The 25,276-nt window shown below is 67.6% G+C and carries 23 protein-coding genes; 18 read left to right on the top strand and 5 right to left on the bottom strand.

The features are described from left to right. Positions 1–95 precede the first annotated feature (95 nt). From E5P3_RS15640 to E5P3_RS15610, 7 genes are all read left to right on the top strand, one after another. On the top strand, positions 96–2,453 hold the full coding sequence (locus E5P3_RS15640; RefSeq protein ID WP_162586809.1) for a Tex family protein: 2,358 nt from the start codon (positions 96–98) through the stop codon (positions 2,451–2,453). A 7-nt stretch (positions 2,454–2,460) separates the two neighbouring features. Further along, on the top strand, positions 2,461–3,495 hold the full coding sequence (locus E5P3_RS15635; protein WP_162586808.1) for an acyltransferase family protein: 1,035 nt from the start codon (positions 2,461–2,463) through the stop codon (positions 3,493–3,495). Further along, a complete protein-coding gene (locus tag E5P3_RS15630) occupies positions 3,492–4,565 on the top strand; it encodes a phospholipase (RefSeq protein WP_162586807.1) in 1,074 nt (357 codons plus the stop codon). Before E5P3_RS15635 ends, E5P3_RS15630 begins: the two co-directional genes overlap by 4 nt. 66 nt (positions 4,566–4,631) lie before the next feature. After that, positions 4,632–4,853 carry a hypothetical protein gene (locus E5P3_RS15625; RefSeq protein WP_162586806.1) on the top strand — a complete coding sequence of 74 codons (222 nt, stop codon included), beginning with the start codon at positions 4,632–4,634 and terminating at the stop codon, positions 4,851–4,853. A gap of 102 nt (positions 4,854–4,955) precedes the next feature. Beyond that, entirely contained in the window at positions 4,956–5,942 is a 987-nt protein-coding gene (locus E5P3_RS15620; RefSeq protein ID WP_162586805.1) for a tripartite tricarboxylate transporter substrate binding protein, read from the top strand. A gap of 265 nt (positions 5,943–6,207) precedes the next feature. Further along, complete coding sequence (gene arsA, locus E5P3_RS15615; protein ID WP_197893968.1) at positions 6,208–7,992, top strand: arsenical pump-driving ATPase; 1,785 nt, start codon at positions 6,208–6,210, stop codon at positions 7,990–7,992. Positions 7,993–8,025: 33 nt separating this feature from the next. After that, entirely contained in the window at positions 8,026–8,436 is a 411-nt protein-coding gene (locus tag E5P3_RS15610) for a DUF302 domain-containing protein (protein ID WP_162586804.1), read from the top strand. Between the two features lie 44 nt (positions 8,437–8,480). Here the strand turns inward: E5P3_RS15610 and bla are convergent, their stop codons facing one another. Next, complete coding sequence (gene bla, locus E5P3_RS15605) at positions 8,481–9,362, bottom strand: class A beta-lactamase (protein WP_162586803.1); 882 nt, start codon at positions 9,360–9,362, stop codon at positions 8,481–8,483. A gap of 90 nt (positions 9,363–9,452) precedes the next feature. Between bla and E5P3_RS15600 the strand changes: the two genes are divergently transcribed. Beyond that, positions 9,453–10,376 (top strand): LysR family transcriptional regulator, encoded by a 924-nt coding sequence (locus E5P3_RS15600; RefSeq protein ID WP_162586802.1) that lies wholly within the window; start codon positions 9,453–9,455, stop codon positions 10,374–10,376. Here the strand turns inward: E5P3_RS15600 and E5P3_RS15595 are convergent. Next, the gene (locus E5P3_RS15595) at positions 10,318–11,475 is read right to left on the bottom strand and encodes a citrate/2-methylcitrate synthase (protein WP_162586801.1); all 1,158 of its coding nucleotides are present in this window, start codon (positions 11,473–11,475) and stop codon (positions 10,318–10,320) included. The genes E5P3_RS15600 and E5P3_RS15595 overlap by 59 nt on opposite strands. A gap of 111 nt (positions 11,476–11,586) precedes the next feature. On the opposite strand from E5P3_RS15595, the gene E5P3_RS15590 reads away from it, so the two are divergent. From E5P3_RS15590 to E5P3_RS15575, 4 genes are read left to right on the top strand one after another with little or no spacing between them, the layout of a single operon-like run. After that, positions 11,587–12,540 carry a 2-hydroxyacid dehydrogenase gene (locus E5P3_RS15590; protein ID WP_162586800.1) on the top strand — a complete coding sequence of 318 codons (954 nt, stop codon included), beginning with the start codon at positions 11,587–11,589 and terminating at the stop codon, positions 12,538–12,540. Between the two features lie 51 nt (positions 12,541–12,591). Beyond that, entirely contained in the window at positions 12,592–13,563 is a 972-nt protein-coding gene (locus E5P3_RS15585; protein WP_162586799.1) for a Bug family tripartite tricarboxylate transporter substrate binding protein, read from the top strand. Between the two features lie 8 nt (positions 13,564–13,571). Beyond that, the gene (locus E5P3_RS15580; RefSeq protein WP_162586798.1) at positions 13,572–13,805 is read left to right on the top strand and encodes a hypothetical protein; all 234 of its coding nucleotides are present in this window, start codon (positions 13,572–13,574) and stop codon (positions 13,803–13,805) included. Beyond that, positions 13,787–14,764, top strand: a complete 978-nt coding sequence (locus E5P3_RS15575; protein WP_162586797.1) for a Bug family tripartite tricarboxylate transporter substrate binding protein — start codon at positions 13,787–13,789, stop codon at positions 14,762–14,764. The genes E5P3_RS15580 and E5P3_RS15575 overlap by 19 nt, the downstream gene beginning before the upstream one ends. Positions 14,765–14,859: 95 nt before the next feature. Here E5P3_RS15575 and E5P3_RS15570 read toward each other — a convergent pair whose 3' ends face one another. Then, the gene (locus tag E5P3_RS15570; RefSeq protein WP_162586796.1) at positions 14,860–15,996 is read right to left on the bottom strand and encodes an iron-containing alcohol dehydrogenase; all 1,137 of its coding nucleotides are present in this window, start codon (positions 15,994–15,996) and stop codon (positions 14,860–14,862) included. A gap of 66 nt (positions 15,997–16,062) precedes the next feature. Between E5P3_RS15570 and E5P3_RS15565 the strand changes: the two genes are divergently transcribed. From E5P3_RS15565 to E5P3_RS15550, 4 genes are read left to right on the top strand one after another with little or no spacing between them, the layout of a single operon-like run. Continuing rightward, complete coding sequence (locus tag E5P3_RS15565; protein ID WP_232073148.1) at positions 16,063–17,013, top strand: alpha/beta hydrolase; 951 nt, start codon at positions 16,063–16,065, stop codon at positions 17,011–17,013. Next, positions 17,010–17,879, top strand: a complete 870-nt coding sequence (locus E5P3_RS15560) for a YbgC/FadM family acyl-CoA thioesterase (protein ID WP_162586795.1) — start codon at positions 17,010–17,012, stop codon at positions 17,877–17,879. Before E5P3_RS15565 ends, E5P3_RS15560 begins: the two co-directional genes overlap by 4 nt. Positions 17,880–17,907: 28 nt before the next feature. After that, positions 17,908–19,269 (top strand): cache domain-containing protein, encoded by a 1,362-nt coding sequence (locus E5P3_RS15555; protein ID WP_162586794.1) that lies wholly within the window; start codon positions 17,908–17,910, stop codon positions 19,267–19,269. Then, positions 19,266–19,913: a response regulator transcription factor gene (locus tag E5P3_RS15550; protein WP_162586793.1), complete on the top strand. Its 648-nt coding sequence runs from the start codon at positions 19,266–19,268 to the stop codon at positions 19,911–19,913. Before E5P3_RS15555 ends, E5P3_RS15550 begins: the two co-directional genes overlap by 4 nt. A 40-nt stretch (positions 19,914–19,953) precedes the next feature. Here the strand turns inward: E5P3_RS15550 and E5P3_RS15545 are convergent, their stop codons facing one another. Continuing rightward, on the bottom strand, positions 19,954–21,660 hold the full coding sequence (locus E5P3_RS15545; RefSeq protein ID WP_162586792.1) for a hypothetical protein: 1,707 nt from the start codon (positions 21,658–21,660) through the stop codon (positions 19,954–19,956). A gap of 348 nt (positions 21,661–22,008) precedes the next feature. Here E5P3_RS15545 and E5P3_RS15540 point away from each other — a divergent pair, with 348 nt between their 5' ends. Both E5P3_RS15540 and E5P3_RS15535 read left to right on the top strand, forming a co-directional pair. Beyond that, positions 22,009–24,078: a carbon starvation CstA family protein gene (locus tag E5P3_RS15540; protein ID WP_162586791.1), complete on the top strand. Its 2,070-nt coding sequence runs from the start codon at positions 22,009–22,011 to the stop codon at positions 24,076–24,078. Further along, a complete protein-coding gene (locus E5P3_RS15535) occupies positions 24,078–24,281 on the top strand; it encodes a YbdD/YjiX family protein (RefSeq protein WP_174263072.1) in 204 nt (67 codons plus the stop codon). Before E5P3_RS15540 ends, E5P3_RS15535 begins: the two co-directional genes overlap by 1 nt. Before the next feature lie 24 nt (positions 24,282–24,305). Here the strand turns inward: E5P3_RS15535 and ygfZ are convergent, their stop codons facing one another. Continuing rightward, a complete protein-coding gene (ygfZ, locus tag E5P3_RS15530; protein ID WP_162586790.1) occupies positions 24,306–25,229 on the bottom strand; it encodes a CAF17-like 4Fe-4S cluster assembly/insertion protein YgfZ in 924 nt (307 codons plus the stop codon). Positions 25,230–25,276: the final 47 nt, after the last annotated feature.

Below are 25,276 nucleotides of genomic sequence, written 5' to 3'. Positions count from 1 at the left end.
GGTCGCGCGGTATGGCAAACTTCGGCGCTTCCGTCGCTCTCTTTTCTTGACCCGAGGCACCCCTGCTCGCTGCCGTGCAGGGACTCTTTCCAGACATGCAGAAAATCATTCGCCAGCTTGCCGCCGAGATCAAGGTCGGCGAGCACCAGGTGAAGGCCGCCGTCGATCTGCTCGACGGCGGCGCCACCGTGCCCTTCATCGCCCGCTACCGCAAGGAAGCCACCGATGGACTCGACGACGTGCAGTTGCGAGAACTGGAGGCACGCCTTGCCTATCTGCGCGAACTCGAGGAGCGCCGCGCGGCGGTACTGAAGAGCATCGAGGAGCAGGGCAAGCTCACGGCCGAACTGCGCGCCGCCATCGATGCCGCGCCCACCAAGCAGGAGCTGGAGGACCTCTACCTGCCCTACAAGCCCAAGCGCCGCACCAAGGGCCAGATGGCACGCGAGGCGGGCATCGAGCCGCTGGCCGACAAGCTCTTCGCCGACCCGACGCTGGACCCGGCCGAGGAGGCCGCGGCCTTCGTCAAGCCCGCCGCCGACGGACTGGATTTCTCGACCGTTCAGCTGGTGCTCGACGGCGTGCGCGACATCCTGTCCGAGCGCTGGGCCGAGGACGCGGTGCTGGTGCAGCGCCTGCGCGAATGGCTGTGGGCCGAGGGCCTGTTCAAGTCCAGCCTGATGGCGGGCAAGGACGAGAACAACGCCGACGTCGCCAAGTTCCGCGACTACTTCGACTATGACGAGCCCATCGGCCGCGTGCCCTCGCATCGCGCGCTGGCCGTGTTCCGCGGCCGGGCGCTGGACATCCTCGACGCCAAGCTGGTGCTGCCCATCGAGCCCGAGCCGGGCAAGCCTTCGATCGCGGAAGGCAAGATCGCGCTGCACCTGGGCTGGAGCCATGCAGGCCGCGCGGCCGATGACCTGATCCGCAAATGCGTGGCCAGGACCTGGCGCGTGAAGCTCTCGCTTTCGACCGAGCGCGACCTGTTCTCCCGCTTGCGCGAGGAGGCCGAGAAGGTCGCCATCAAGGTCTTCGCCGACAACCTGCGCGACCTGCTGCTGGCCGCACCGGCAGGGCAGCGCGTCGCGATGGGCCTGGACCCGGGCATCCGCACCGGCGTGAAGGTCGCGGTGGTCGATGCCACCGGCAAGCTGGTCGACACCGCCACAGTGTTCCCGCATGAGCCGCGGCGCGACTGGGAAGGCTCGCTCCACACGCTCGGCAAGCTGTGCGCCAAGCACGGCGTCAACCTGATCGCGATCGGCAACGGCACCGCCAGCCGCGAGACCGACAAGCTGGCGGCGGACCTGATCAAGCTGCTGGCGAAGATGGCCGAGCAGGCCGGCGCACCGCCGCTGAAGGTCGAGAAGGTGGTGGTGAGCGAGGCCGGTGCGTCGGTCTATTCCGCCAGCGAGTTCGCTTCGCAGGAAATGCCTGACGTCGATGTCAGCCTTCGTGGCGCCGCCAGCATCGCGCGCCGCCTGCAGGATCCGCTGGCCGAGCTGGTGAAGATCGATCCCAAATCCATTGGCGTCGGCCAGTACCAGCACGACGTGAACCAAAGCGAGCTGGCGCGTACCTTGAATGCCGTGGTCGAAGATTGTGTGAACTCCGTAGGCGTGGACCTCAACACCGCGAGCGTGCCGCTCCTGTCGCGCGTCTCGGGCCTGTCCGCGGGCGTCGCCAAGGCGGTGGTGCGCTGGCGCGAGGCCAATGGCGCCTTTGCCACCCGCAAGCAGCTGCTGGAAGTCACGGGCTTCGGCGGCAAGACCTTCGAGCAGAGCGCGGGCTTCCTGCGCATCCGGGGCGGCACCAATCCGCTGGACATGACGGGCGTGCACCCCGAGACCTACCCGGTGGTCGAGCAGATGATCGAGAAGACGGGCAAGCCCATCGATGCGCTGATGGGCCGTGCCGAGATGCTCAAGACCCTGAAGCCCGAGCTCTTCGCCAACGAGAAGTTCGGCGTCATCACGGTGAAGGACATCCTCGGCGAGCTCGAGAAGCCAGGCCGCGATCCGCGTCCGGACTTCAAGGTGGCGCGCTTCAACGACGGCGTCGAGGACATCAAGGACCTGGTGGAGGGCATGGTGCTCGAGGGCACGGTGAGCAACGTGGCGCAGTTCGGCGCCTTCGTCGACCTCGGCGTGCACCAGGACGGCCTGGTGCATGTGAGCCAGCTCTCGCACAAGTTCGTCAACGACGCGCGCGAGGTCGTGAAGACCGGCGACATCGTCAAGGTCAAGGTGATGGAAGTGGACGTGGCGCGCAAGCGCATCGGCCTGTCGATGAAGCTGGACGCGGCGCCCGGCCGGCGCGACGGCCCGCGCGAGAACCGCTTCGAAGGGGCGGGGCGTGGACAGCAGGGCCCGCGCCGCGACAACGCGCCGCAGCCCGCCGGCCAAATGGCCAGCGCATTCGCCAAGCTGCAGGGCCTGCGCAAGCCCTAGGAACCTGATGGCAAGCCAGCAACCTGATCTTCGCGCACTGGCCGATCGCGGCGACGGCCTGCCGGCCCGACCCGCCGAAGCGGCCGGCACTCGCGACCTGAACGCCGACTACCTGAAGGCGGCCGCGATCGTCGGCGTGGTCTGCATCCACGCGGGCCTGCCTTTCGAGGACGTGTACCGCTTCGGCGTGCCGGTTTTCATCGGGCTGTGGGCCTACTACCTCGAGAAGGCGCTGGCACGCCGCGGGCCGGGCACGCACCTGGCCTACCTGGGCCAGCGGCTGGTCGAGCTGGGCGTGGCCTACATCGCCTGGACCCTGCTCTACATCGAGAAGTTCTACGACGGGCGCTGGGACGTCACGCCGCTGCACACCATCGTCGGCGGCTGGTTCGGAGGCTACGGGTGGTCCGGGCAGTACTACTTCGTCATCCTGTTCCAGCTCACGCTGCTTTTCCCGCTGTTGCGGCGATGGGTGGCGGATGCGCCGACGCTGCCGGTGATCGCGGCCGGCGTGGCACTGAACGTGGCCGCGGGCTACTGGCTGTTCGAAAACCGGTGGATCTCGGCGGTCGGCGACCGGCTCTTCATCTACTGGATTCCCTACGTGGCGATGGGCATTGCGCTGGCCCGCGGCGAGTTCGGCCGCAGGCCGGGCCTGGGCATCGTCGGGGTGCTGCTGCTGCTCGCGGCGCCGATCGAGAGCCGGCTGTTCGCCGAGCATTCTGCATACCTGGCGCTGACCGTGACGCTCGCCTCCCTGCTGCTGCTGATGAGTGCCGTCGCAGCCGATCGCGCGCCGCCGCGGCAGCAGGGGGTGCTGGGCCGGGTGGTCGCTCTCGTCGGCAGGAACACCTTCGCGATCTACGTGGCCAATGTCGCGATGCTGGAGGTCAGCAGGAGCACGGGCTTCACGGCCTTCGCCGTGTCGCATGCCGGCCCCTGGGGCCTGCTCGCCGTGGTCGCCGCGACGATGCTCGGCGGCCTTGGCGTCGGCTGGTTGCTGCAGGTCCTTGGCCTCGGGGTGCTCGTGGGCAAGCGATGAAGGCCCTGCGCATCTACGCGGGCCCGGCGGCGCACGCACACATTGCCGCGAACGGGCTGGCGCCGCAGGATGTGCGCACCGTCCCGGGCGCGGCCGGCGGCCCGAAGGGGCTGGTCCTCGGGCCCATCGACCGCTTCCTGTTCGGCGAGTGGCTGCCGCAGGCGACGCAGCCGGTAGACCTGGTCGGGGCCTCCATCGGCGCATGGCGGCTTGCCAGCGCCTGCCTGAGCGATCCGAAGACGGCCTTCGAGCGGTTTGAACGGCAGTACATCCACCTTCATTTCGAAGCGCCGGCGGGACAGAAGCGCATGAGCGCGCAACAGGTCAGCGCGAAATTCCGCAAGGAGTTGCGCGACTTCTACGATGGCCGCACGCGCGAGGTGCTCGCGCATCCGCGCTACCGGCTGCATGTGATCACCGCGCGGGGGCGCCACATCCTCGGGCGCGAGGGCAGGGCGCGCACGCCGGCCGGCTACCTTGGCGCCGTCATCGCCAACACCGTGCACCGCAAGGGCCTGGGCGCGTGGCTGGAGCGCGTGGTGTTCTCCAGTCCCGGCGCGGCGCTGCCCTTCGGCACGCAGGACCTCCGCACGCGCCAGGTCGCGCTGGCCGAGGCCAATTTCGAACTCGCGCTGCAGGCCTCGGGCTCAGTCCCCTTCATGCTGGAGGCGGTGCACGACATCCCAGGCGCGCCGCCCGGCGCCTACTGGGACGGCGGCATCACCGACTACCACCTGCACCTGAACTACGGCAATCCGGACGGCGTGGTGCTGTACCCGCATTTCCAGAAGGCGGTGGTACCGGGCTGGCTGGACAAGGGCCTCAAGTGGCGCCATAAAGCCACTCGCTTTCTCGAGCGCACGGTGGTGCTGGCGCCCGATCCGGAGTGGGTGCGCAAGCTGCCCGATGGCAAGCTGCCCGACCGCAACGACTTCCTGCGCTACGGCAACGATGCGCCGGCCCGGATCAAGGCCTGGAGCACGGCCGCGCAAGAGGCGCGCCGGCTGGCGGACGAGTTGGGCGAGTGGCTGCATCGCGGCAGCCCGGTGGCGGACGTGCAGCCGCTCTGAACCGCGGCATGCCGCGCGGCGGCTACAGTCGGGCATCCACTTCAAACCACGGGGAAGCACGACACCATGAATGCAACACGAATCATCGGCCTGATCCTGATCGTCGCCGGCATCGCCGCCATCGGCCTCGGCGGCTTCAGCTTCACCAAGGAAACGCACCAGGCCAAGATCGGCCCGATCGAGCTGTCGGTGAAGGAGAAGGAGACCATCAACTTCCCGACCTGGGCCGGCGTGGCGGCGATCGTGGTCGGCGGCGCGCTGGTTGCATTCGGCGGCAGGAAGGGCTGAGGCCTGGCGCGACGGGCTGCCGCAAGGCCCGGCGCGGGGGGCAAACCCTGAGCAGGCCGACCGGGACCATCTCCCAGAATGGCCGCTCCACCGGAGAGCCTCATGCCAACTCGCCTCTTGTCCCGCCGCACCTTTCATCTCTCGGCCGCCGCGGCGGCCGCCTCCATCGCCGCGCCCGCGTTCGCGCAGGCGCCCTGGCCGAACAAGCCGATTCGCATCATCGTCCCCTACACGCCCGGCGGATTCACCGACCAGATGGCGCGCCTGGTGCAGCAGGGCCTGTCGGCGCGGCTCGGCCAGCCGATGCTGATCGACAACAAGCCTGGTGCCAACAGCCTGATCGGCGTGGATGCGCTGGCCAAGTCGGCACCGGACGGCGGCACCTTCGGCGTGGTGATCGCGGCCTACGCGGCCAACACCACGCTCTACCCCAAGCTGCCCTACGACCCGAAGAAGGACCTGAGCGGTGTTTCGCTGATGGGCATATCGCCGCTGCTCGCAGCGGTCAACAACGACGCGCCCTTCAAGACGGCAAGGGAGCTGATCGACTATGCGCGTGCGCACCCGGGCAAGATCAGCTTCGGCTCCTCGGGCAACGGGTCTGCCGCGCACCTGACCAGCGAGCTGTGGAAGTCGCTGACCAAGACCTACATGATCCACATCCCGTACCGCGGCGCGGTTCCGGCGCTGACCGACCTGATGGGCGGTCAGATCCAGCTCTTCTTCGATGCGCCGACGGGGCTCATCAACCAGGCCAAGGCCGGCAAGGTGCGGCTGATCGGCGTGGCCAGCGATCGACGGCTGCCCGCAGTGCCCGAGGTGCCTACCTTCATCGAGCAGGGCTTCGCGGGCTTCACCGGGAGCACCTGGGCCGGCATGCTGGCGCCGGCGGCCACGCCGCGCGAGATCATCAAGCGCATGTCGGAAGAAGTGGCCCGGATCATCAAGAGCGACGAGACCCGCGCGAAGCTCGAGGCCATGGGCACCTTCCCGGCCGGCAGCACACCCGAGGAGTTCGATGCCTTCATCGCGGCCGAGACCGAGAAGTGGGGCAAGGTCATCCGCACTGCGGGCGTGAAGGCCGAGTGACCAGCAATTGACGGCCGCCCCCAGGCGGTAGTCGTGGCGCGCAAAGTTGCAGCGCATCTCTTGATAAATCTCAAGGTCGGATCCGCAGCGCCGGGCACAGTCGTCATCTCGAGTGGCACCTTTGAACTTCACGGTGTCGCGACGAATGTGGGCGGGTCCGCCCTCGGGGCTGCGCTGCTCCAACTTCACGAATGCGAACGAGTACCCAAAGATGGAAGTCAAGGTCCCGGGTTCAGGAGACTGGTCGAAGCCTCACGGGATGGCCATGGGATTTCTGAGGCAGGCCACCCGTCATCTGTTCTTCACCGGCAAGGGTGGCGTCGGAAAGACGTCCCTGTCCACAGCGGCTGCACTGGCGCTGGCGGATTCGGGCAAATCGGTCCTGCTCGTCAGTACCGACGCGGCTTCCAATCTGGATGAGATGCTGGGCATCGAACTGCGCAACACACCGACGCCCGTGGCTGGAGCTCGCGGCCTGTCGGTGCTCAACATCGACCCCGGCGCCGCGGCCGAGTCCTATCGGCAGCGGGTCCTGGGGCAGATGGCCGCCGGCGCCGCGAGCGAAGCCGAACTCTCGACCGTGCGCGAACAGCTGTCGGGCGCCTGCACGACCGAGATCGCGTCTTTCGACGAGTTTGCATCCCTCTTGTCCGACGGCGCGGCAGACTTCGACCACATCGTCTTCGACACGGCCCCGACAGGGCACACGCTGCGCTTGCTCAGCCTTCCAAAGGCATGGAGCGGGTTCCTGGCCGGCAACGACCGTGGCGCGTCCTGCCTGGGCCCGCATTCGGGATTGAAGATGCAGGAGACGCGCTTCAAGGCTGCGCTGGAGGCTTTGAGCGATCCGGCGCGGACCACGGTTGTCCTGGTGACCCGACCTGACAAGGGCGCGATCACCGAAGCGGCGCGCACATCGGACGAGTTGCATGCGCTTGGCCTGAACAATCAGCGCCTCGCCATCAACGGCGTGTTCCGCGCCAGCGACTCCACGGATGCGGTGGCACGCGCCATCGAGGCCATGGGCCGGCAGGCCCTGGTGGAAATGCCTGCGTCCCTGCGTGCCTTGCCGCAAGACAGCGTGCCATTGCGAGCGTTCGATGTGGTTGGCCTGCCCGCGTTGCGTGCGCTGCTCGGCGACGCAGGTGCCCCGAGCCTGACCGGCGAGACTGTGGCAGCCGAGATCACGGTCCCGCTGCAGGGCCTGGATGCGCTGGCAGACGAACTCGCCGCGGCGGACCGCGGGCTGATCATGGTGATGGGCAAGGGCGGCGTCGGCAAGACGACGGTGGCCGCCGCGTTGGCGCTTGGCCTGCTCCAGCGCGGCAAGACCGTTCATCTGAGCACCACCGACCCGGCGGCTCACTTGTCGGCAACGCTCGACGGCGAGGTGGAGGGCTTGCGTGTGGACCGCATCGACCCCAAGGCAGAGACCGAGCGCTACGTCGACAAGATCATGGCCGCCAGGTCACCTGGTCTCAGCGCGCAGGAGCAAGCGCTGTTGCTCGAAGACCTGCGATCGCCGTGCACCGAGGAGGTGGCCGTGTTCCACGCCTTCTCGCGCATCGTCAGCGAAGCGCGCAGCGCCTTCGTGGTGCTGGACACGGCGCCCACCGGGCATTCGCTGCTGCTGATGGACGCCACGGGCGCCTACCACCGGCAGATGGTGCGGGAGTTCGAGGGGCACGGAAGCGCTCGCGTCGTCACGCCCCTGATGAGGCTGCAGGACGCTGCGTACACCAGGATCATCCTGGTGACGCTGCCGGAAGTGACCCCGGTTTCCCAAGCCGCTGCATTGCAGGATGACCTGCGCCGCGCCGGTATCGAGCCCTATGCGTGGGTCCTCAACAAGAGCGTTCTGGCCGCCGGCACTCGCGACCCACTGCTGGGGGCGCGATTGGCGGGTGAACGCAAGCAGATGGAGCGCATGTCGACCGGATTGGCCAAGCGCATCTTCACGCTTCCCTGGCTGACCCGCCCCCCGATCGGATTCGCCGAGTTGTCCAAGCTGGTCACCGAAGGATCGTGCACGCCGGCAGGCCGCATCTGAAACCATCCCATTCATCCCGCCACGGAGGTTCCCATGTATGGATTCACCACGACGCTCGTCGGTTCGTCCTTCGACGAAGCGCTTTCCAAGACCATCGCCGCGTTGAAGGCCGAAGGCTTCGGCGTGCTCAGCGACATCGACGTTCAGCGCGCCATGAAGGAAAAGCTTGGCGTGGAAATGCCCCCATACCGCATCCTGGGCGCGTGCAACCCACCGCTGGCGCACCAGGCGCTCCAGGCCTCGGCGGACATCGGGCTGCTGCTGCCGTGCAACGTGACCGTGCGCGAGGAAGCAACGGACCGGGTGGTGGTCGGCTTTCTCGACCCGCAGGTCATGGTGAATCTGGTCGGCAATCCCGAGGTCAAGCGCGTGGCGGACTCGGCCGAGGAGCGCTTGCGCCGCGCCTGCGCAAGCCTGGGCGGCAGTGCGCCGCAAGCGGTGTGACGCGGCTTGCGTGAGCTCCCTGGCCGGCGCTGGTGAATGGGCCGTCACGCCCCCCTGCCGACCCAGGCCGCGACCGCCGCCGCGACGGCCGCATGGGCCGCGTTGCGATCCGCCATCGAGGCCTTCGTCTCCGTCAGGTACACAGACAGCAGGATGGGCGGGCGCCCCGGCGGGCGCAGGATCGCGATGTCGTTGGCCGCGCCGTTCTCGCCCGTGCCGGTCTTGTCGCCCACCTTCCAGTCCGCCGGCAGGCCGGCGCGGATGCGCTCGCCGCCGGTCTTGTTGTCGTCCAGCCACTGCAGCAGCAGGGCGCGCGAGCCCGGCGAGAGCGCATCGCCCAAGAGAATCTTTTGCATGCTGCCCACCATGGCGGCAGGCGTTGTGGTGTCACGCGGATCGCCTGCACGGGCCTCGTTGAGGCCGGGCTCGATGCGATCGAGCCGCGTGTGCGGGTCGCCGAGCGAGCGCATGTAGGCGGTCAGGCCCGCGGGCCCGCCGAAGCTCGCCAGCATCAGATTGGCGGCGGTGTTGTCGCTGAGCGTGATGGTGGCCTCGCACAACTGCGCCATCGTCATGCCATCGCCGCCCGCGTGTTTCTCCGTCGCCGGTGAATGAGGCGCGAGTTCCTGGCGCGAGTAGGTGAGGCGGCGATCCAGCTTTTCCTTGCCTTGGTCCACCCGTGCCAGCACCAGCGCCGCGGCGAGGAACTTGAAGGTGCTGCACATGGCGAAGCGTTCGTCCTGGCGATGGCCGGCACGCCGGCCGTTGGCGGTGTCCAGCACATGGACGCCGAGGCGTCCGCCGGTCTTTTTCTCGATCCCGGCAAACTGCCGCGCGAGGTCCGGGCGGCCGTCGGCGTGGATGTCGAAGGAAACGGCGGCCAGCGGAAGAAGAAGGGCGCCTGCGAATTGACGTCGTTGAATCATGGGGATGCTGCTCCTGAAAAGCAGCGACTTTCCGTGATCTGAGGTGGCAGCACAAACGATAGTATTTGCTGTCTTGCACAAGAAAATCTTATGGCTCGCACCCATCTTCCTCTGAACGCACTGCGCGCCTTCGAATCCTCGGCGCGCCACCTGAGCTTCACGCTGGCGGCGGCCGAGCTGAACGTGACGCAGGCCGCGGTCAGCCAGCAGGTGCGCGGTCTCGAGGCCCGGCTGGGCGTGGCGCTGTTCCGACGCCTGCCGCGCGGGCTGGCGCTCAGCGACGAGGGCCACGCGCTGCTGCCGGTGCTGGCCGAGTCCTTCGGTCGCATGGAGGCGGTGGTCCAGCAGTTCGACAACGGCCACTTCTTCGAGGTGCTCACGGTGGGGGTGGTGGGCACCTTCGCCGTCGGCTGGCTGCTGCCGCGGCTGAGGCTGTTCCAGCAAAGCTGCCCCTTCGTCGACCTGCGGCTGATGACGCACAACAACGTAGTCGACCTGGCGGGCGAGGGGCTGGACTGTGCGATCCGCTTCGGCGACGGCAACTGGCCCGGCCTGAAGGCCGAGCACCTGATGGCGGCGCCGCTCTCGGTTCTGTGCGCGCCGGCGATCGCTGCGCGCATCGCCAAGCCCCGGGACCTGGCGCCGCAGACGCTGCTGCGTTCCTACCGTAGCGAGGACTGGCCTGCCTGGTTCGCGGCGGCCGGCGCTGCCTGCCCGGCGATCCGCGGGCCGGTGTTCGATTCCTCGCGGCTGATGGTGGAAGCCGCCATGCAGGGTGCCGGCGTGGCGCTCGCGCCGGCCTCGATGTTCGAACGCGAACTGGACGAGAGCCGGCTCGTGCGACCGCTTTCGACCGAGGTGACGACCGGCAGCTACTGGCTCGTGCGGCTCAAGTCGAGAAAGCCCAGCGCCGCCATGGAGGCCTTCCGCCGCTGGCTGGCCGACTACTGTTCCACTAGGCACAGTCATGCGGTTCGGGCAGCGGGCCTACATAGCGCCCGCGCGGGCGGATGACCTGCGCCACGCCCAGTTGCTCCAGGCTGTGCGCCAACAGCCCGACGCTACGCGCCGTTGCGAACAGGCCAAAGGCCGCATCGGCAGGAAGTCGGTGGTGAGCGACCAGGGCGGCCAGAGCGACGTCGATGTTGGGCTGCAACCCGGTCAGCTTCGGCACCTTTGCCATGAAGCGCGCGATCACCTTGGGAGGCTCGAACAAAGCCAGCAATGCAGCCGCACGCGGATCGCCGTCGGGATAGAGGGGATGGCCAAATCCTGCCAGCGACAAGCCGTTCGACAAGTAGTGGGCCAGCACCTTGTCCTCACCCAGTCGTTCCACCTCGCTGAACAGCGCCCGGACGCGCCCTGAGGCATCTCCATGCAAGGGGCCGGAGAGAGTGGTCAATCCGGCCAGGAGGCATGCCGGCAACGAGGCACCTGTGGAAGCGGCAATGCGCGCGACAAAGGCTGAACTGGTCAGTTCATGATCGGCCAGCAACACCATGGCCGTTCGCAGCAGATCAGCCACCTTGGAAGATTGCTTCCACCCTTTGGCAAAGCGCAGATGCAGAGGTTCGCGTCCTGGCGAGGCGCCGAACGCATTGGCCAACTGACCTACGAGACTCTGGCCCTCGGCGTGCAGCACTCGGGTCAGACGTCCGCCGGTGGAATGCCCAGCGGCCGCCAGGCTGGCCAAGGCGGCGAATGCCGCCTCCCGCCCAGGATTGCCTGAGCGCATTGGCGTCGAGGAAGAGAAATCGACGGCGTGCTCGGCGCCCCACAACAGTTGAGCCACATCTTCCAGTTGCGCCGTCCGCGCCGCGCTCACCGCATCCCGACCTCGGTAGTACAGGCGCCCGCGAGAAAACGCACAAAGCGCCGTTGGGATGCTGGGCTCCGAACCGAACAAGGTATTGGCGGCCAGCGTCTCGTGCTTGCGACCAGCCTGTTTCCGTTTGGCCAAGCGGGCAACGTCTTCGGCACGGTAGAGGCTGCGCCGCGTATCGGCCGGGTCGGGCATGACTTCCAGCTTGCCGCGGCTCACGTACGCGTAGACCGTCTGAGGCTGCACACCCAGAAGCTTGCACGCCTCGTTCATCGAAATCCAGGAAGCCATGGCGGTGCCGAACGGGAGTTAATTTATATTGATTATATAGATCAATATTGACCAATCCGTCAATCCATTACTAGCATGTACCCAACTCCAGCCACTCTGCGCGAACAGTGAATGAAACCCCAAGTCCTTCAACTCAATCCGATCCTGATCCCTGCCATCAACGACAAGCTCGCGTCGCTCTACGTCGTCCACAAGCACTTCGAGGCAACCGATCCGGAGGCCTGGCTGCGTGAACACGGCGCGTCGATCGACGCCGTGATCACCGGCGGGCACACCGGCGTTTCGCGAGCGATGCTGGATCAATTGCCTGGCCTGAAGGTGGTGGCCGTCAATGGCGTCGGCACCGACGCCGTGGATCTGGCGTACTGCCGGGATCGCGGCCTGCCCGTCACCGCAACACTGGGCGCGCTGACGGAAGACGTGGCCGACCTGGCCATCGGCTTGCTGATCGCGGCTTGCCGAAACCTGTGCGCCGGCGACCGTTTCGTGCGAGACGGCCAGTGGGAGCTTCATCCCCAGCCCGGCGCCATTCCGCTCGCCCGCCGGTTCAGCGGCATGCGCGTCGGCATCGTCGGAATGGGCCGGGTGGGCCGCGCCGTGGCAGCGCGGGCGGCCGCCTTCGGTTGCCCCATCCGCTATACCGACCTCCGCGTCATGGACGACGTCGCGCACCGCTTCATGCCCAGCCTGGTGGATCTGGCGCGCGAATCGGACGCGCTCGTGCTGTGCGCCGCTGCGGACCAGGCCGAAGCCTTCGTCAATGCGGCCGTGCTCGACGCGCTGGGACCGCGTGGCTTCCTGGTCAACGTCGCCCGCGGCCGGCTCGTCAACGAGGCCGACCTGACACAAGCGCTGGCCGACGGCCGCATTGCGGGTGCAGGCCTGGACGTCTTCGTCGACGAGCCGCGCGTGCCGCTGGCGCTGCGCCAGTCCGACAGCGTGACCCTGCAGGCCCACCGGGCCAGCGCGACCTGGGAGACGCGTACCGCCATGGCCGAGATGGTGCTGGCCAGCGTTGCGCAGGCCCTGAGAGGCGAGCGCCCGGCGATGAGTCTGACCACCTGAACCCCTGCGTTCGACCCAGCAACCGCACCCGACCCACACGGAGACACGACCTTGTTCATTCGAAGCCTTGCGATCCCCTTCGCCATTGCCCTCTGCGCCATCCACGCGCCCGCCTTCGCGCAGACCTTTCCCGCCCGCCCCGTGACGCTGGTGGTGCCGTTCCCGCCGGGTGGCGGGACCGACACCGGCGGCCGCGTCATCGCCGAGCAATTGAGCCGGCGCTGGGGCCAACCTGTCGTCGTGGAGAACAGGGGCGGTGCCGCCGGACAGATCGGTGCCGACTTCGTCGCCAAGTCCAAGCCGGATGGCTACACGCTGCTGCTGGGCAACATCGGAACGCAGGCGATCAATCCCTTGCTGTACCCGAAGCTGCCCTACGACGCCGACAAGGCCTTCGCCCCGGTTTCCCTGGTTGCCGAGCTGCCGTTGGCGATGATGGTCAATCCGTCGATCCCGGCGAAGACGGCGGCCGACTTCGTGGCGCTGGCCAAGTCCAGGCCGGGCCAGATGAGCTACAGCAGTTCGGGCGCCGGCGGCGCGCCGCACCTGGCGGCCGAGATGTTCAAGGACCAGACCGGTACCTTCATCCTGCATGTGCCCTACCGCGGCGGTGGTCCGGCCATCGCCGATCTGCTCGCGGGCCATGTGCAGCTGTCGTTCATGACAGTCCTGGAGGCCTCCGGCCACATCAAGGCGGGCAAGCTGCGCGCGCTCGGCGTGACCGGCGACAAGCGCGTTGCGGCGTTTCCAGAAGTCCCCACGCTGGCGGAGGGCGTGCTCCCCGGCTTCAACGCGATCTCCTGGATCGGCCTGCTGGCGCCTTCGGGCACGCCGCGGGAGGTCGTGGACAAGATCGCCGCTGACCTGCGCGCGGTGATGACCGACGAAGCGGTCAAGGCGCGCTTCGTGGGCCTGGGCGGCGTGCCGCGCGCCACCTTCCCGCAGGAGTTCGCCAAGCTGATCGCCGACGACCGGGCCCGCTACGCGCAGGTCATCCGCAGCCGCAACATCACGGTCGAGTGAGCGAAGCCATGACGGACTTCGTGATCCCGCCGGTAACGCAGACCACTTTACGGGTGAAACGCGCAACGGCGGTGTTCCCGGTCGGTCGCGTGTTCTGCATCGGCCGCAACTACCCCTGGGGCCAGGTCGACACACGGGCGCGCCTGAGCCGATTGCAGTTCCCCGCCGGCATCGACAAGCCGGCCTTTCAAGACGACAGAACCACCCTGAAGAGGAGACCTCCATGCAGCCCATATCCCTGATCAAGATCCTTGCGGTCTCGGCGTCCCTGGCCGCCGTACCGACCGTGTCATCGGCCGAGGCGGCTTACCCGACCCGCGCCATAAAGATCATCGTGCCCGCCCCACCGGGCGGCGCGATCGACATGATTGCCCGGGTCGTCGGAGACAAGCTTGCGGTGTCGATGGGTCAACCGGTGATCGTCGACAACAGACCCGGCGCGTCCAACAACCTCGGCACGGACGTCCTCGCCAAGTCGGTGCCTGATGGCTACACGATCGGCATCGTGGGTGGCAGCCACAACACCAACAAGTTCCTGTTCAAGAACCTCGGCTGGGATCCGGAGAAGAGCTTCGAGCCCATCGTCTACACGCACGAGGTTCCGCTGGTGTTCGCCATCTACCCGCAGCTTCCCGCCAAGACGCTGCCCGAGTTCGTGGCATGGATGAAGGCCCACCCGGATGAGGCCAAGGTCGCCACCTCCGGCCGCGGCAGTGCGCAGGAAATGGCGGCCGAGATGTTCCGCATGGCGAGCGGCGCGCAGATGCTGCTGGTCCCCTACAAGGGCTCATCCGCCGCGCACCCGGACCTGCTGGCCGGACGTACCGCGCTCTACATCGACTCCATCAGCGCCATCCTGCCGCAGGTGAAGGCCGGCAATGCGCGGGCGGTTGCAGTGTCGACGCGCAAACGGACAAGGTCCCTGCCGGACGTGCCCACCGCGGACGAACAGGGATTCAAGGGCTACGATGCCAATACGAACGGCGGTTTCCTCGCGCCGGCCGGCACACCCAAGGCGATCATCGCCAAGCTCAATGCCGAAATCAACGCGGCGCTGAAGCTGCCCGATGTACGGACCAAGCTGGAGGCCGCCGGCATAGAGATCCAGGGCGGCACGCCGCAGGAGTACGCCGCGCTGATCAAGTCCGACCTCGTCAAATGGGGCAAGGTGGTCAAGGAGGCGGGGATCCAGCCGGAATGAGTCGAGAAGCGATAGGCTCACGGCGCAGTCACTGCAGAACGTGCACTCGAAGGACAAATCTGATGGGCAAGGCTTCCGCCGCTGGCGCTGGCCGATTACATCGAGGCTTCGAGCATGGCCCGGTAGTCCTCGCGGGTCGCCAGCCGCGGGTTGGTCTTGTGGCAGTGGTCGGCCATCGCACCGTCGATGATGGGCTCGAACATCGCCTCGGTCACGCCCACCTCTGCGAGCCCCTTTGGCAAGGCCAGGCGCGCATTCATGTCGCGAATCGCCACTGACAGGTCGCCCGGCGAGTCGAGGTTCATGGCCTGCGCCATCCGTTGCAGGCGCTGCTCCTTCTGCACCGATTCCGCGCCCGCGTTGAAGCGGATCACGGCCGGCAGGAAGAGGGCGTTCAGCGTGCCGTGATGCAGGCGCGGGTCGATGCCGCCCAGGCTATGGCTCAGCGAGTGAACGCAGCCCAATCCCTTCTGGAATGCCATCGCGCCTTGCATCGAGGCGCTCATGAGGTTGAGGCGCGCCTCGCGGTCGCTGCCATCCTTGGTGGCGCGCTCGATGTAGTTCCACGCGCGCTGCAGCCCGTCGAGCGCGATGCCGTCGGCCGGCGGGTTGAAGGCGGCCGACATGAAGGTCTCCATGCAGTGCGCGATGGCATCCATGCCGGTCGCAGCCGTGAGCCGCGGCGGCAGGCCCACGGTGAGCTCCGGATCGCAGATCGCGGCCTTGGGCATCAGGAACCAGCTGTGGAAGCCGAGCTTGCGGTGGTCGTCCACGATCACGATGGCACCGCGCGCCACCTCGCTGCCAGTGCCGCTGGTGGTGGGCACGGCGATCAGCGGCGCCACGCGCTCGGTGATCTTCGGCGAGCCGCCTTCGATGGTGGCGTAGGTCTTGAGCGGCCCCTCGTGCGTGGCCGCGATCGCCACGCCCTTGGCGCAGTCGATGGCCGAGCCGCCGCCGACGGCGACCAGGCCGTCGCAGCGCTCGTCGCGGTAGATCGCCGCGGCGGCGCGCACGGCGGCCTCGGTGGGGTTGGAGGGAGTCTGGTCGAACACCGCGGCCGGCAGGCCGCCGAGCGCGTCCAGCGCCTTCTGCAGGATGCCGGCGGCGCGCACGCCGGCGTCGGTGACGATCAGGGGCCGGGCGATGCCGATGCGATCGCATTCGCTGCGCAGCAGCTGGATGGCGCCGAAGTCGAACTGGATCTGGGTCAGGTATTGGATGAGGGCCATGGGGCGTTTGGAGGTGGAGGCTACGATTCGGGCCTTCCAATTTAACAAGTGCCGCCTGTCTTGCCCATGACCCAAACCCTCGCCCCGCCGCTCACCGCCAAGATGGCCGGCGTGGTCGAGCGCATGGCGCGCGCCCGCCAGGCGCCTTACCACACGTTGACACCCGCCCAGGCCAGGGCCGCGTACGAGAAGGGCGCCGGTGTGCTCGAGGTGCCCAGGCCGCAGCTGGGGCACGTCGAGGACTTCGCGATTCCCGCGCGCGATGGCCATCCTCTGCCGGCCCGGCTCTATGCCCCTTCGCGTGCCGTGCTGCCGGTGCTGCTGTTCTTCCACGGCGGCGGCTTCACCGTCGGCAGCATCGCCACCCACGATACGCTGTGCCGCGTGCTGAGCGAGAAAAGCGGCTGCGCCGTCGTGTCGGTGGACTACCGCCTCGCGCCCGAGTACAAGTTTCCGACCGCCTCGAACGACGCGTGGGATGCCGTGCAGTTCGTTGCGCAGAGCGCGGCCGAACTGGGCCTGGACGGTAGCCGCCTGGCACTGGGCGGCGACAGCGCAGGCGGCACGCTGGCAGCGGTGTGCGCCATCCTGGCGCGCGACGCGGGCCTGCCGATAGCCTTGCAGATGCTCTTCTACCCGGGCACCACCGCGCATCAGGACACGCCCTCGCACCGCCGCTTGGCGGATGGCCCGCTGCTGGACGAGCAGCTCATCACCTGGTTCTTCGCCCAGTACCTCCACAGCCCGGCCGAGCGGGACGACTGGCGCTTCGCCCCGCTCAACGCCGAAGACGTGGAAGGCGTCGCGCCCGCCTGGATCGGCCTGGCCGAGTGCGATCCGGTGGTCGACGAGGGCATCGCCTATGCCGACAAGCTGCGCGCCGCGGGCGTGCCGGTGGACCTGGAAATTTACCGCGGCGTGATCCACGAGTTCGTCAAAATGGGCCGCGCCATCCCCGAAGCGCTGCAGGCCCAGGCCGATGCGGCGCGCGCCTTGAAGGAAGCCTTGCAACCATGACCGAGAACACCCGCCGAACCGACTACCGCTTCTTCCACCGCCTGCGCGTGCGCTGGGCCGAGGTGGACATGCAGAAGATCGTCTTCAACGCCCACTATCTGATGTACTTCGACACCGCGATTGCCGACTACTGGCGCGCGCTGGCGCTGCCCTACGAGGAGGCGATGCACGCGCTGGGCGGTGATCTCTACGTGCGCAAGGCCACCATCGACTTCCAGGCCTCGGCGCGGGTGGACGACGTGCTGGATGTCGCCATGAAATGCGTGCGCGTGGGCAACTCCTCCATCGTCTTCCATGGTGGGCTGTTCCGGGGCGACGATTTCCTGGTCGGGTGCGAGCTGGTCTACGTGTTCGCCGATCCGGCCACGCAGACCTCGAAGCCGGTGCCGGCGCCGCTGCGCGAGATCTTCACGGCCTACGAGGCTGGCGAAGCCCTCGCCGAAGTCCGCACCGGCAGTTGGGCCGAGCTCGGCGAGGGCGCCGGCGCGGTGCGCCGCAGCGTCTTCATCGAGGAGCAGCGCATTCCCAAGGAACTGGAGTGGGACGAGCACGACGAGAGCGCCGTGCATGCGGTAGCGCGCAATCGGCTGGGCCAGGTGATCGCGACCGGCCGGCTGGTGCCGGGCGCGACGGGCCAGGGCCGCATCGGCCGGATGGCGGTGCACCGCGTGCTGCGCGGCGGCGGCCATGGCGCGGCGGTGCTGCGCGCGCTCGAAGAAGCCGCCAAGGCACGCGGCGATCGCGAGGTGACGCTGCACGCGCAGCGCAGCGCCGAAGCCTTCTACGCGCGCCTCGGCTACGCGCCGCACGGCGAGCCCTTCGAGGAGGCGGGCATCGCGCACGTCGAGATGCGCCGCGCGCTCTGAGCGCCCGGTGCTCGGGCCGCCACGCCCCATGAACCTCCGCCTCAAGATCGTCGCGCTGGCCGTCGCGCCGCTGCTGGTCGCGCTGGTACTGGTCGCGCTGGCCGTGCGCCACCAGGAGCGCGACCTGGCGACGCGCGAGCGCGCGCTGATCGAAGAGACGTACATGAACCAGCGCCGCAGCGAGCTGCGCAGCTACGTGGCGCTAGCGGTCAGCGTGGTGCAGCCGCTGTACGACACAGGCCGCGACGACGAGGCCACGCGCACCGAGGCGCTGCACCGGCTGGCCGCGCTCGACTACGGCAACGACGGCTATTTCTTCGTCTACGATCTGCAGGGGCGCTCGCTGATGCACTCGCGCCAGCCCGAGCTGGTGAACCAGAAGCTGTGGGAGCTGCGCGACTCACGCGGGCGCTTCACCATCCAGGAGCTGATCGCACGGGCCCGCGACGGCGGCGGCTTCGTCGAGTACGAGTGGCGCAAGCCCTCGAGCTCGCAGACCGCGCCCAAGTTGGGCTACGTGACCGCGCTGCCGCGATGGAACTGGATGGTCGGCACCGGCCTGTACCTGGACGACATCCAGGCAGCCATGCAGACCCTGGACCGCCAGATGAATCTCAACGTCGCCACCACCATGCTGTGGATCGCAGCTATCGCGGCGCTGTGCCTGGCGGCGGTGAGCGCCGGCGGGCTGCTGCTCAATCTCAGCGAGCACCGGGTGGCCGAGGCCAAGCTGCGCCTGCTGGCGCGCCAGGTGGTGCAGTCGCAGGAGGAGGAGCGCGGCCGGCTCGCGCGCGAGCTGCACGACGGCACCAGCCAGACGCTGGTGTCGACCAAGCTGCTGGTGGAATCCGCGGTGGATACGCTGGAGCGGGCGCATCAGCCCGCGCCGGCGGTGCTGGGGAGGGCGCTGGTACGGCTCAACGAATCGCTCGCCGAGGTGCGGCGCATCTCCCACCGGCTGCGGCCGGCGCTGCTGGACCAGCTGGGCCTGCCGGCCGCGCTGGAGCGGCTGGGTGCGGAGTTCGGCGAGGAGGGCGAGGTGGCCGCCGCGGTCGCGGTGCAGGGGGCGCCGCGCGAGCTCCCGGAGGAGGTCAAGACCGCGCTCTTCCGCGTGACCCAGGAGGCGCTGACCAACGTGCGCAAGCACGCACGGGCGCGGCAGGTGCGCATCGCGCTGTTCTTCGAGCGGCGCGGCGTGCGGCTGGAGGTGAGCGACGACGGCGTCGGCTTCGACCTGGCGTCCACGCAGCTCGATCCGCACCGGGGTATCGGACTGCGCAACATGCGCGAGCGCATCGCGGCCATCGGCGGGCGGCTCGACCTGCACTCGGGCAGCAAGGGGACCGCCATCGTCGCCTTCGTCCCATCGAAGAGCCTGGAGGCGGCATGACGACGACGCAGCCGATCCGCGTGTTCCTGGTCGACGACCATCCGCTGGTGCGCGACGGCCTGCATGCGCGCCTCGATCCGCTGCCCGGCATCGAGATCGTGGGCGAGGCTGGCAGCGCGGCGGAGGCGCTGGCGGCGATCGAGCGCCTGCAGCCGCAGCTGGTGCTGGCCGACGTCGGCATGAAGGACATGAACGGCATCGAGCTGGCCGCGCGGCTGCAGGGGCTTGCGCCCGCGGTGCGCGTGGTGATGCTCAGCATGTACGACAACCCCGAGTACGTGCAGCAGGCGCTGGCGGCCGGCGCGCGCGGCTATGTGCTCAAGGACGCGCCGGCGGCCGAGATCGTGGCCGCCATCGAGGCGGCAGCCGCGGGCGGCACTTTCCTGAGCCCGGCGGTGTCGCAGCGGCTGTTCCGCAACCAGGCGCCCCGGCCGCTGCTCACGCCGCGCGAGAGCGAGATCCTGTCGGCACTGGGCCGCGGCGAATCGAGCAAGCAGATCGCGCGCGACCTCGGGCTGAGCGTGCGCACCGTCGAAGCCCACCGGCAGAGCATCAAGCGGCGGCTGGGTATCGAGGGGCAGGCGGAGCTGATCAAGTATGCGGTGGAGCACGCCCGTCAGTTCGGGAAAAACTCAAGCGGGTAGGGCGGCCCGCTGCGAGCTCTGGGGCGAAAGTAGCGATCGTTCACTCTTGTTTTGGTCGCGCCATGATCCAGACTCTCATGTAGTCACGAGGTCCTGTGTTGCGAACCGCTGTTCCTGCGTCAAGGTAGTCGCTCATTTGTCGATGAAGCTTTTTGCCGCGCGGCACTTTGATCTCATCGAACCCGGGAATTCCCACACTGGCCGTTCCGTCGAAGGGATCTTTGGTGCGCATCCTGGGTGCCAGCGTTTCGACGAGCTTCGCCGCATCGGGGGCAGTAAACCCGGCAACGCGCAAAAGCCGTTCAAGTTCGCCACGATCGACGCAGTCATCGTAAGACGTCAGTTCTTTCAGTTGTTCCAGCACCTTGTTGACAGTCGGCAGCACATGTCCGGAATATTCTTCCTGAGTGCAAGCACCAAAGCAGAGTTCGAGTGCCTCGTCCATCGATTTGAAGACCGATTTCAGCATAAATGCGCCTCGGTGATGAACGAACGGGGTCGAGTGAACCATCGTCTCGTCGCAGCCCCCGATGAAGGTCCCGTGCCTGACCCTGTCCACGTACGCGGTGCCGTCGCCCGGCTCCTTGAGGATCCCTTTCACGTCGTCGACGAAGACCTCAGGCAAATGCTGCCCCATGAATTGCAGATAGCCTGGTGGATTCTTCTGCCTCAGTTGATACTCGATACCCATTCCGTCATTGCAGTACAAGAGGATCAAGAACATGTTCTCTCCTACCGTGTCTTTGTGAGCTGATATCTGCAACGGATTGCGGCTGAAATAGGGATTGATATTGACCAGGATGTCCCAGGGGCCGTCTATGAGCTGCGCGGCGTTGCCTGTGAAGTAATCAACATAGCCGCATTCGGACATCGCTTGCCAAACGGCGACATGAACATCCGAGAAGAGCGTGTCAAACACCTCAATCGCCTTCGACAAACCTGTCGCGTCTGGGGAGTCAGGATCAAAATGACTTTGAACATAGGGCGGAGTCGAAAGCTTCGACAGCTCGAGCTTGCCACAGTGCGAGCGAACCAACTTGAACCCTCCCAAGTCGTAGTCGACACCGGTCTTCGGGTCAAACGGCGAAGCTTCTTTTACTTTGTCCATGAAACGTTTGAGCCCTGCCTTCGCACCTTCATCTAATTCGCCAACGAAGGGACGATAAATCGAACGAAGCGCGTTGTCGGACTGGACAGCCGGCACATCGAGCCGGTGTTCCATTTCGCGAGTGTCCGGGACTTGTGCAGAGTCCCCGGTTTCCCCGGCCGACCAATCCCAGCTCACGTCTGAATCCGTCCACGAAAGAAATTTCAAATTGGCGCGCAAGGCCTGTTCGCCGCCGGCGAAATCGTGCGCCGTGACCTGCTTGAGCGTCGATTTGAGTTCGACGATCCACACTGGGATGTTCTTGAGTCCTGAAGGAAGCGTCAACCGGCTCGTCGGCGGCTCCGATGTCGTGCACTTCAGGGCATGGGCGCGCACCACAGAGGCTGGCAGGTCCATGCATGCCTGCGGGTCGCAACTACGCAGATCCAACTCGCTCGTGGGAGACTTGACAGCGCTTTCGAGCCTGCGCACGACTTCCCATCGTGCGGCGTTCGCCTCCGGCGTCACGTGCTCGCTGCTTGCCCATTCACGAAGCGGTGCTGAATCGGGAAAGTGTGCGGTTTGCAAGGATTCTGCGGGGCTTTTGAAAAGACTCGAAGTTGAGCGGCGAGGCGGAGGGTTGAACGTGGACGGGTTCATGATTGAAATGGTTGCAGGCGCTCCGTGGGCTGCGCGCAAGGGCGCTGCGACCGCTGCATGCATGTGACGGCGAGCCGCATCCATCATCGGAGACGGAGCAGCCCCGGTGGGAGAGTTCACCATTGAGTTGCCCCCGATTGGAGTCAGTTCCATATTCACCGACCAATAGCTACTCGTCTTGCGAGACGCCCCGCCCGCCCGTGGAATAGTGCCGGATGAGCATCAGGACAAAACGCTTCAGGGTTATCCCTTAGGCAACACCACGCAGCCCACCCACGCGGTGCGACGGATGCCTGCAGCCCGGTGAATCAGGACACTCGCCGGGGTTCAACCTCTGGAGACATCCGCATGCACAGCATCCGCCGCCACTTGGTGTGGCTTGCCGTGGCCGTGGCCGGCGCCTTTTCCCTGGGCATCGTGGCGCTGGCCCGCGGCGAGGCCATCAGTGCCCTGTGGGTCGTGGTCGCAGCCATCTGCTGCTACCTGATCGCCTACCGCTACTACAGCCTCTTCATCGCCGACCGGGTCCTCGGGCTCGACGGCAAGCGCATGACACCCGCCCACCGGCACAACGACGGGCTGGACTATGTGCCCACCGACAAGAACGTGCTCTTCGGCCACCATTTCGCGGCCATCGCAGGGGCCGGTCCGCTGGTCGGGCCGGTGCTGGCGGCGCAGATGGGCTACCTGCCGGGGCTGCTGTGGATCGTGGCCGGCGTGGTCTTCGCCGGCGCGGTGCAGGACTTCATCGTGCTCTTCATCTCGACCCGGCGCGACGGGCGCTCGCTGGGCGACCTGGTCAAGCAGGAAATGGGCACCGTGCCGGGGCTGATCGCGCTGTTCGGCACCTTCATGATCATGATCATCATCCTCGCGGTGCTGGCGCTGATCGTGGTGAAGGCGCTGGCCGAATCGCCCTGGGGCACCTTCACCGTCGCTGCGACGATTCCGGTCGCGGTCTTCATGGGCGTGTACCTGCGATACATCCGGCCGGGGCGCATCGGCGAGGTCTCGGTGATCGGCTTCGTGCTGCTGATGCTGGCCATCTTCGGCGGCCAGGCGGTGGCGCAGAACCCGGACTGGGCGCCGCTCTTCACCTTCGACGGCAAGGCCCTGACCTGGATGCTGATCGGCTACGGCTTCATCGCCGCGAGCCTGCCGGTGTGGCTGCTGCTGGCGCCGCGCGACTACCTCTCGACCTTCCTGAAGATCGGCACCATCGTCGCGCTGGCGATCGGCATCGTGTTCGTCGCGCCGACGCTGCAGATGCCGGCGGTCACGCAGTTCGCGCAGGGCAACGGGCCGGTGTGGTCGGGCAGTCTCTTTCCCTTCCTGTTCATCACCATCGCCTGCGGGGCGGTCTCGGGATTCCATGCGCTGATCTCCTCGGGCACCACGCCGAAGATGCTGGACAACGAGCGCCATGCGCGCTTCATCGGCTACGGCGGCATGCTGGCGGAGTCCTTCGTGGCGGTGATGGCGCTGGTGGCGGCGGCCTGCATCGAGCCGGGCGTGTACTTCGCGATGAACAGCCCGGCCGCGCTGGTCGGCAACACGCCGGCCGCGGTGGCGCAGACCATCTCGAGCTGGGGCTTCGTGGTCACGCCCGAGATGCTGGTGCAGACCGCCAAGGACGTGGGCGAGAGCACCATCCTCGGCCGTGCCGGCGGCGCGCCGACGCTCGCCGTGGGCATGGCGCACATCCTGCACCAGGCCATCGGCGGGCCGGCCATGATGGCCTTCTGGTACCACTTCGCGATCTTGTTCGAGGCGCTGTTCATCCTGACCGCGGTCGACGCCGGCACGCGCGCCGGACGCTTCATGCTGCAGGACCTGCTGGGCAGCTTCGTTCCGGCGCTGAAGCGCACCGACTCGGCCGTCGCCAACCTGATCGCCACCTTCCTGTGCGTCGCGGCCTGGGGCTATTTCCTGTACCAGGGGGTGGTCGATCCGCTGGGCGGCATCAACACGCTGTGGCCGCTGTTCGGCATCTCCAACCAGATGCTGGCCGCGGTGGCGCTGATGCTGGGCGTGGTGGTGCTGTTCCGGATGAAGCGCGAGCGCTACGCCTGGGTGGCGATCGCGCCGGCCGTCTGGCTGCTGGCGTGCACGCTGACGGCGGGCTGGCAGAAGATCTTCTCGGCAGACCCGAAGGTGGGCTTCCTGTCGCACGCGGCGAAGTACGCGGACGCGATCGAGAAGGGCGTGCTGCTCGCGCCGGCCAAGACGCCCGAGGCGATGGCACGCATCGTCTTCAACGACCGGCTCGACGCCGCGCTCTGCGGGCTCTTCATCTTCGTGGTGCTGAGCGTGCTGTTCTACAGCGTGCGCAGCGCACTCGCGGCGCGCGCCTCGAACAGGCCCACTGCGCACGAGACGCCCTTCGAGCCGATGCCGGCGCAGGCGCAGGCGGCCTGATGCGATCGCTGCCCGAGGCCGGGCGCTACCTGACGCGCTCGCTGGCGCAATCGCTGCGGCTGATGGTGGGCCTGCCGGACTACGACGCCTACCTCAGCCACATGGCGCGCACGCATCCCGACGCGGCGCCGATGAGCTACGAGGCGTTTTTTCGCGAGCGCCTGGAGGCGCGCTACGGCGGTGGCAAGGGGCGCTGCTGTTGAGCGGCGGCGGCCTGGGCCCGCGCCTCAGATGTCTTCGAGCAGCGGGTAGGGCAGGGGCTCGACGCTGAGGGCGGGTCCCTCGGCGCTGCCGGCGCGCAGGCCGCCCGCACTGAGCGCCGCGATCTGCATGGAGACCAGCGCGGCCCATCCGCCGCCGGGCGCCGGGGCCGCCTGCGCGACCGTGCCGACCGGCTGCTCGGGATCGTTGGCGGCAAAGACCTCCTGGCCCGCGGCCACCGCGGCCGGCGCCTGCACCAGGTAGGTCCGGCGCTTGAGGGTGCCGCGGAACTGGCTGCGCGCCACCACCTCCTGGCCGGGGTAGCAGCCCTTCTTGAAGTTCACGCCGCCCACCGATTCGTAGTTGAGCATCTGCGGCACGAAGGCTTCGACGATCGGCTCGCTCACGGTCACGATACCGCTGCGCACCTCGCTCCATTGCCACAGCGCCGGGTCGAGCGCGGGGCCCTCGGGCTCGGTGCTGCCCACGGGCGCGATGCGCAGTGCGCGCGGCACGCCGTCCGAGGGATAGAGCGAGACCACGTTGACATCGCCGGCCTGGCAGCAGCGCCCGGGCGGCGCATCCGCGCCGACGCCGTTGGCCGCGAGCGCCGTGCCCGCCAGGCCGTGGAGCATGAACTCCTCGCTGGCATCGCTGAGCTTGAGCTTGGCCCGCAGCACGAACATCGACAGGCGCTTGAGCGTGGCCGCAAGGATGTCGCGGCCGATGACCAGCAGCACCCGGTCGGGCTGCGGCCTGATGCCGATGAAGCTCGCGATCATGCGGCCCTTGGCCGTGCACAGCGCGGCAAGGCGCGCTTCGGTCGGACCGAGGAGGGCGAAGTCCTGCGTCAGTTGGCCATTGAGGAAGTCGGCGGCTTCGGGGCCCTCGGCGCGGATCACGCCGAGGTGAGAAAGGGCTGTTACGCCATTCAGAACGACTGGGGTCATCGCTGAATTATCATGGGCTGCTCCGTTCCGTTCGGTCCGCAGGGCTA

The sequence above is a fragment of the Variovorax sp. RA8 genome, assembly GCF_901827175.1.
GTDB lineage: Bacteria > Pseudomonadota > Gammaproteobacteria > Burkholderiales > Burkholderiaceae_C > Variovorax.
Note: the sequence above shows the minus strand (reverse complement) of the source record. Positions and strands in the feature narration are given on the sequence as shown.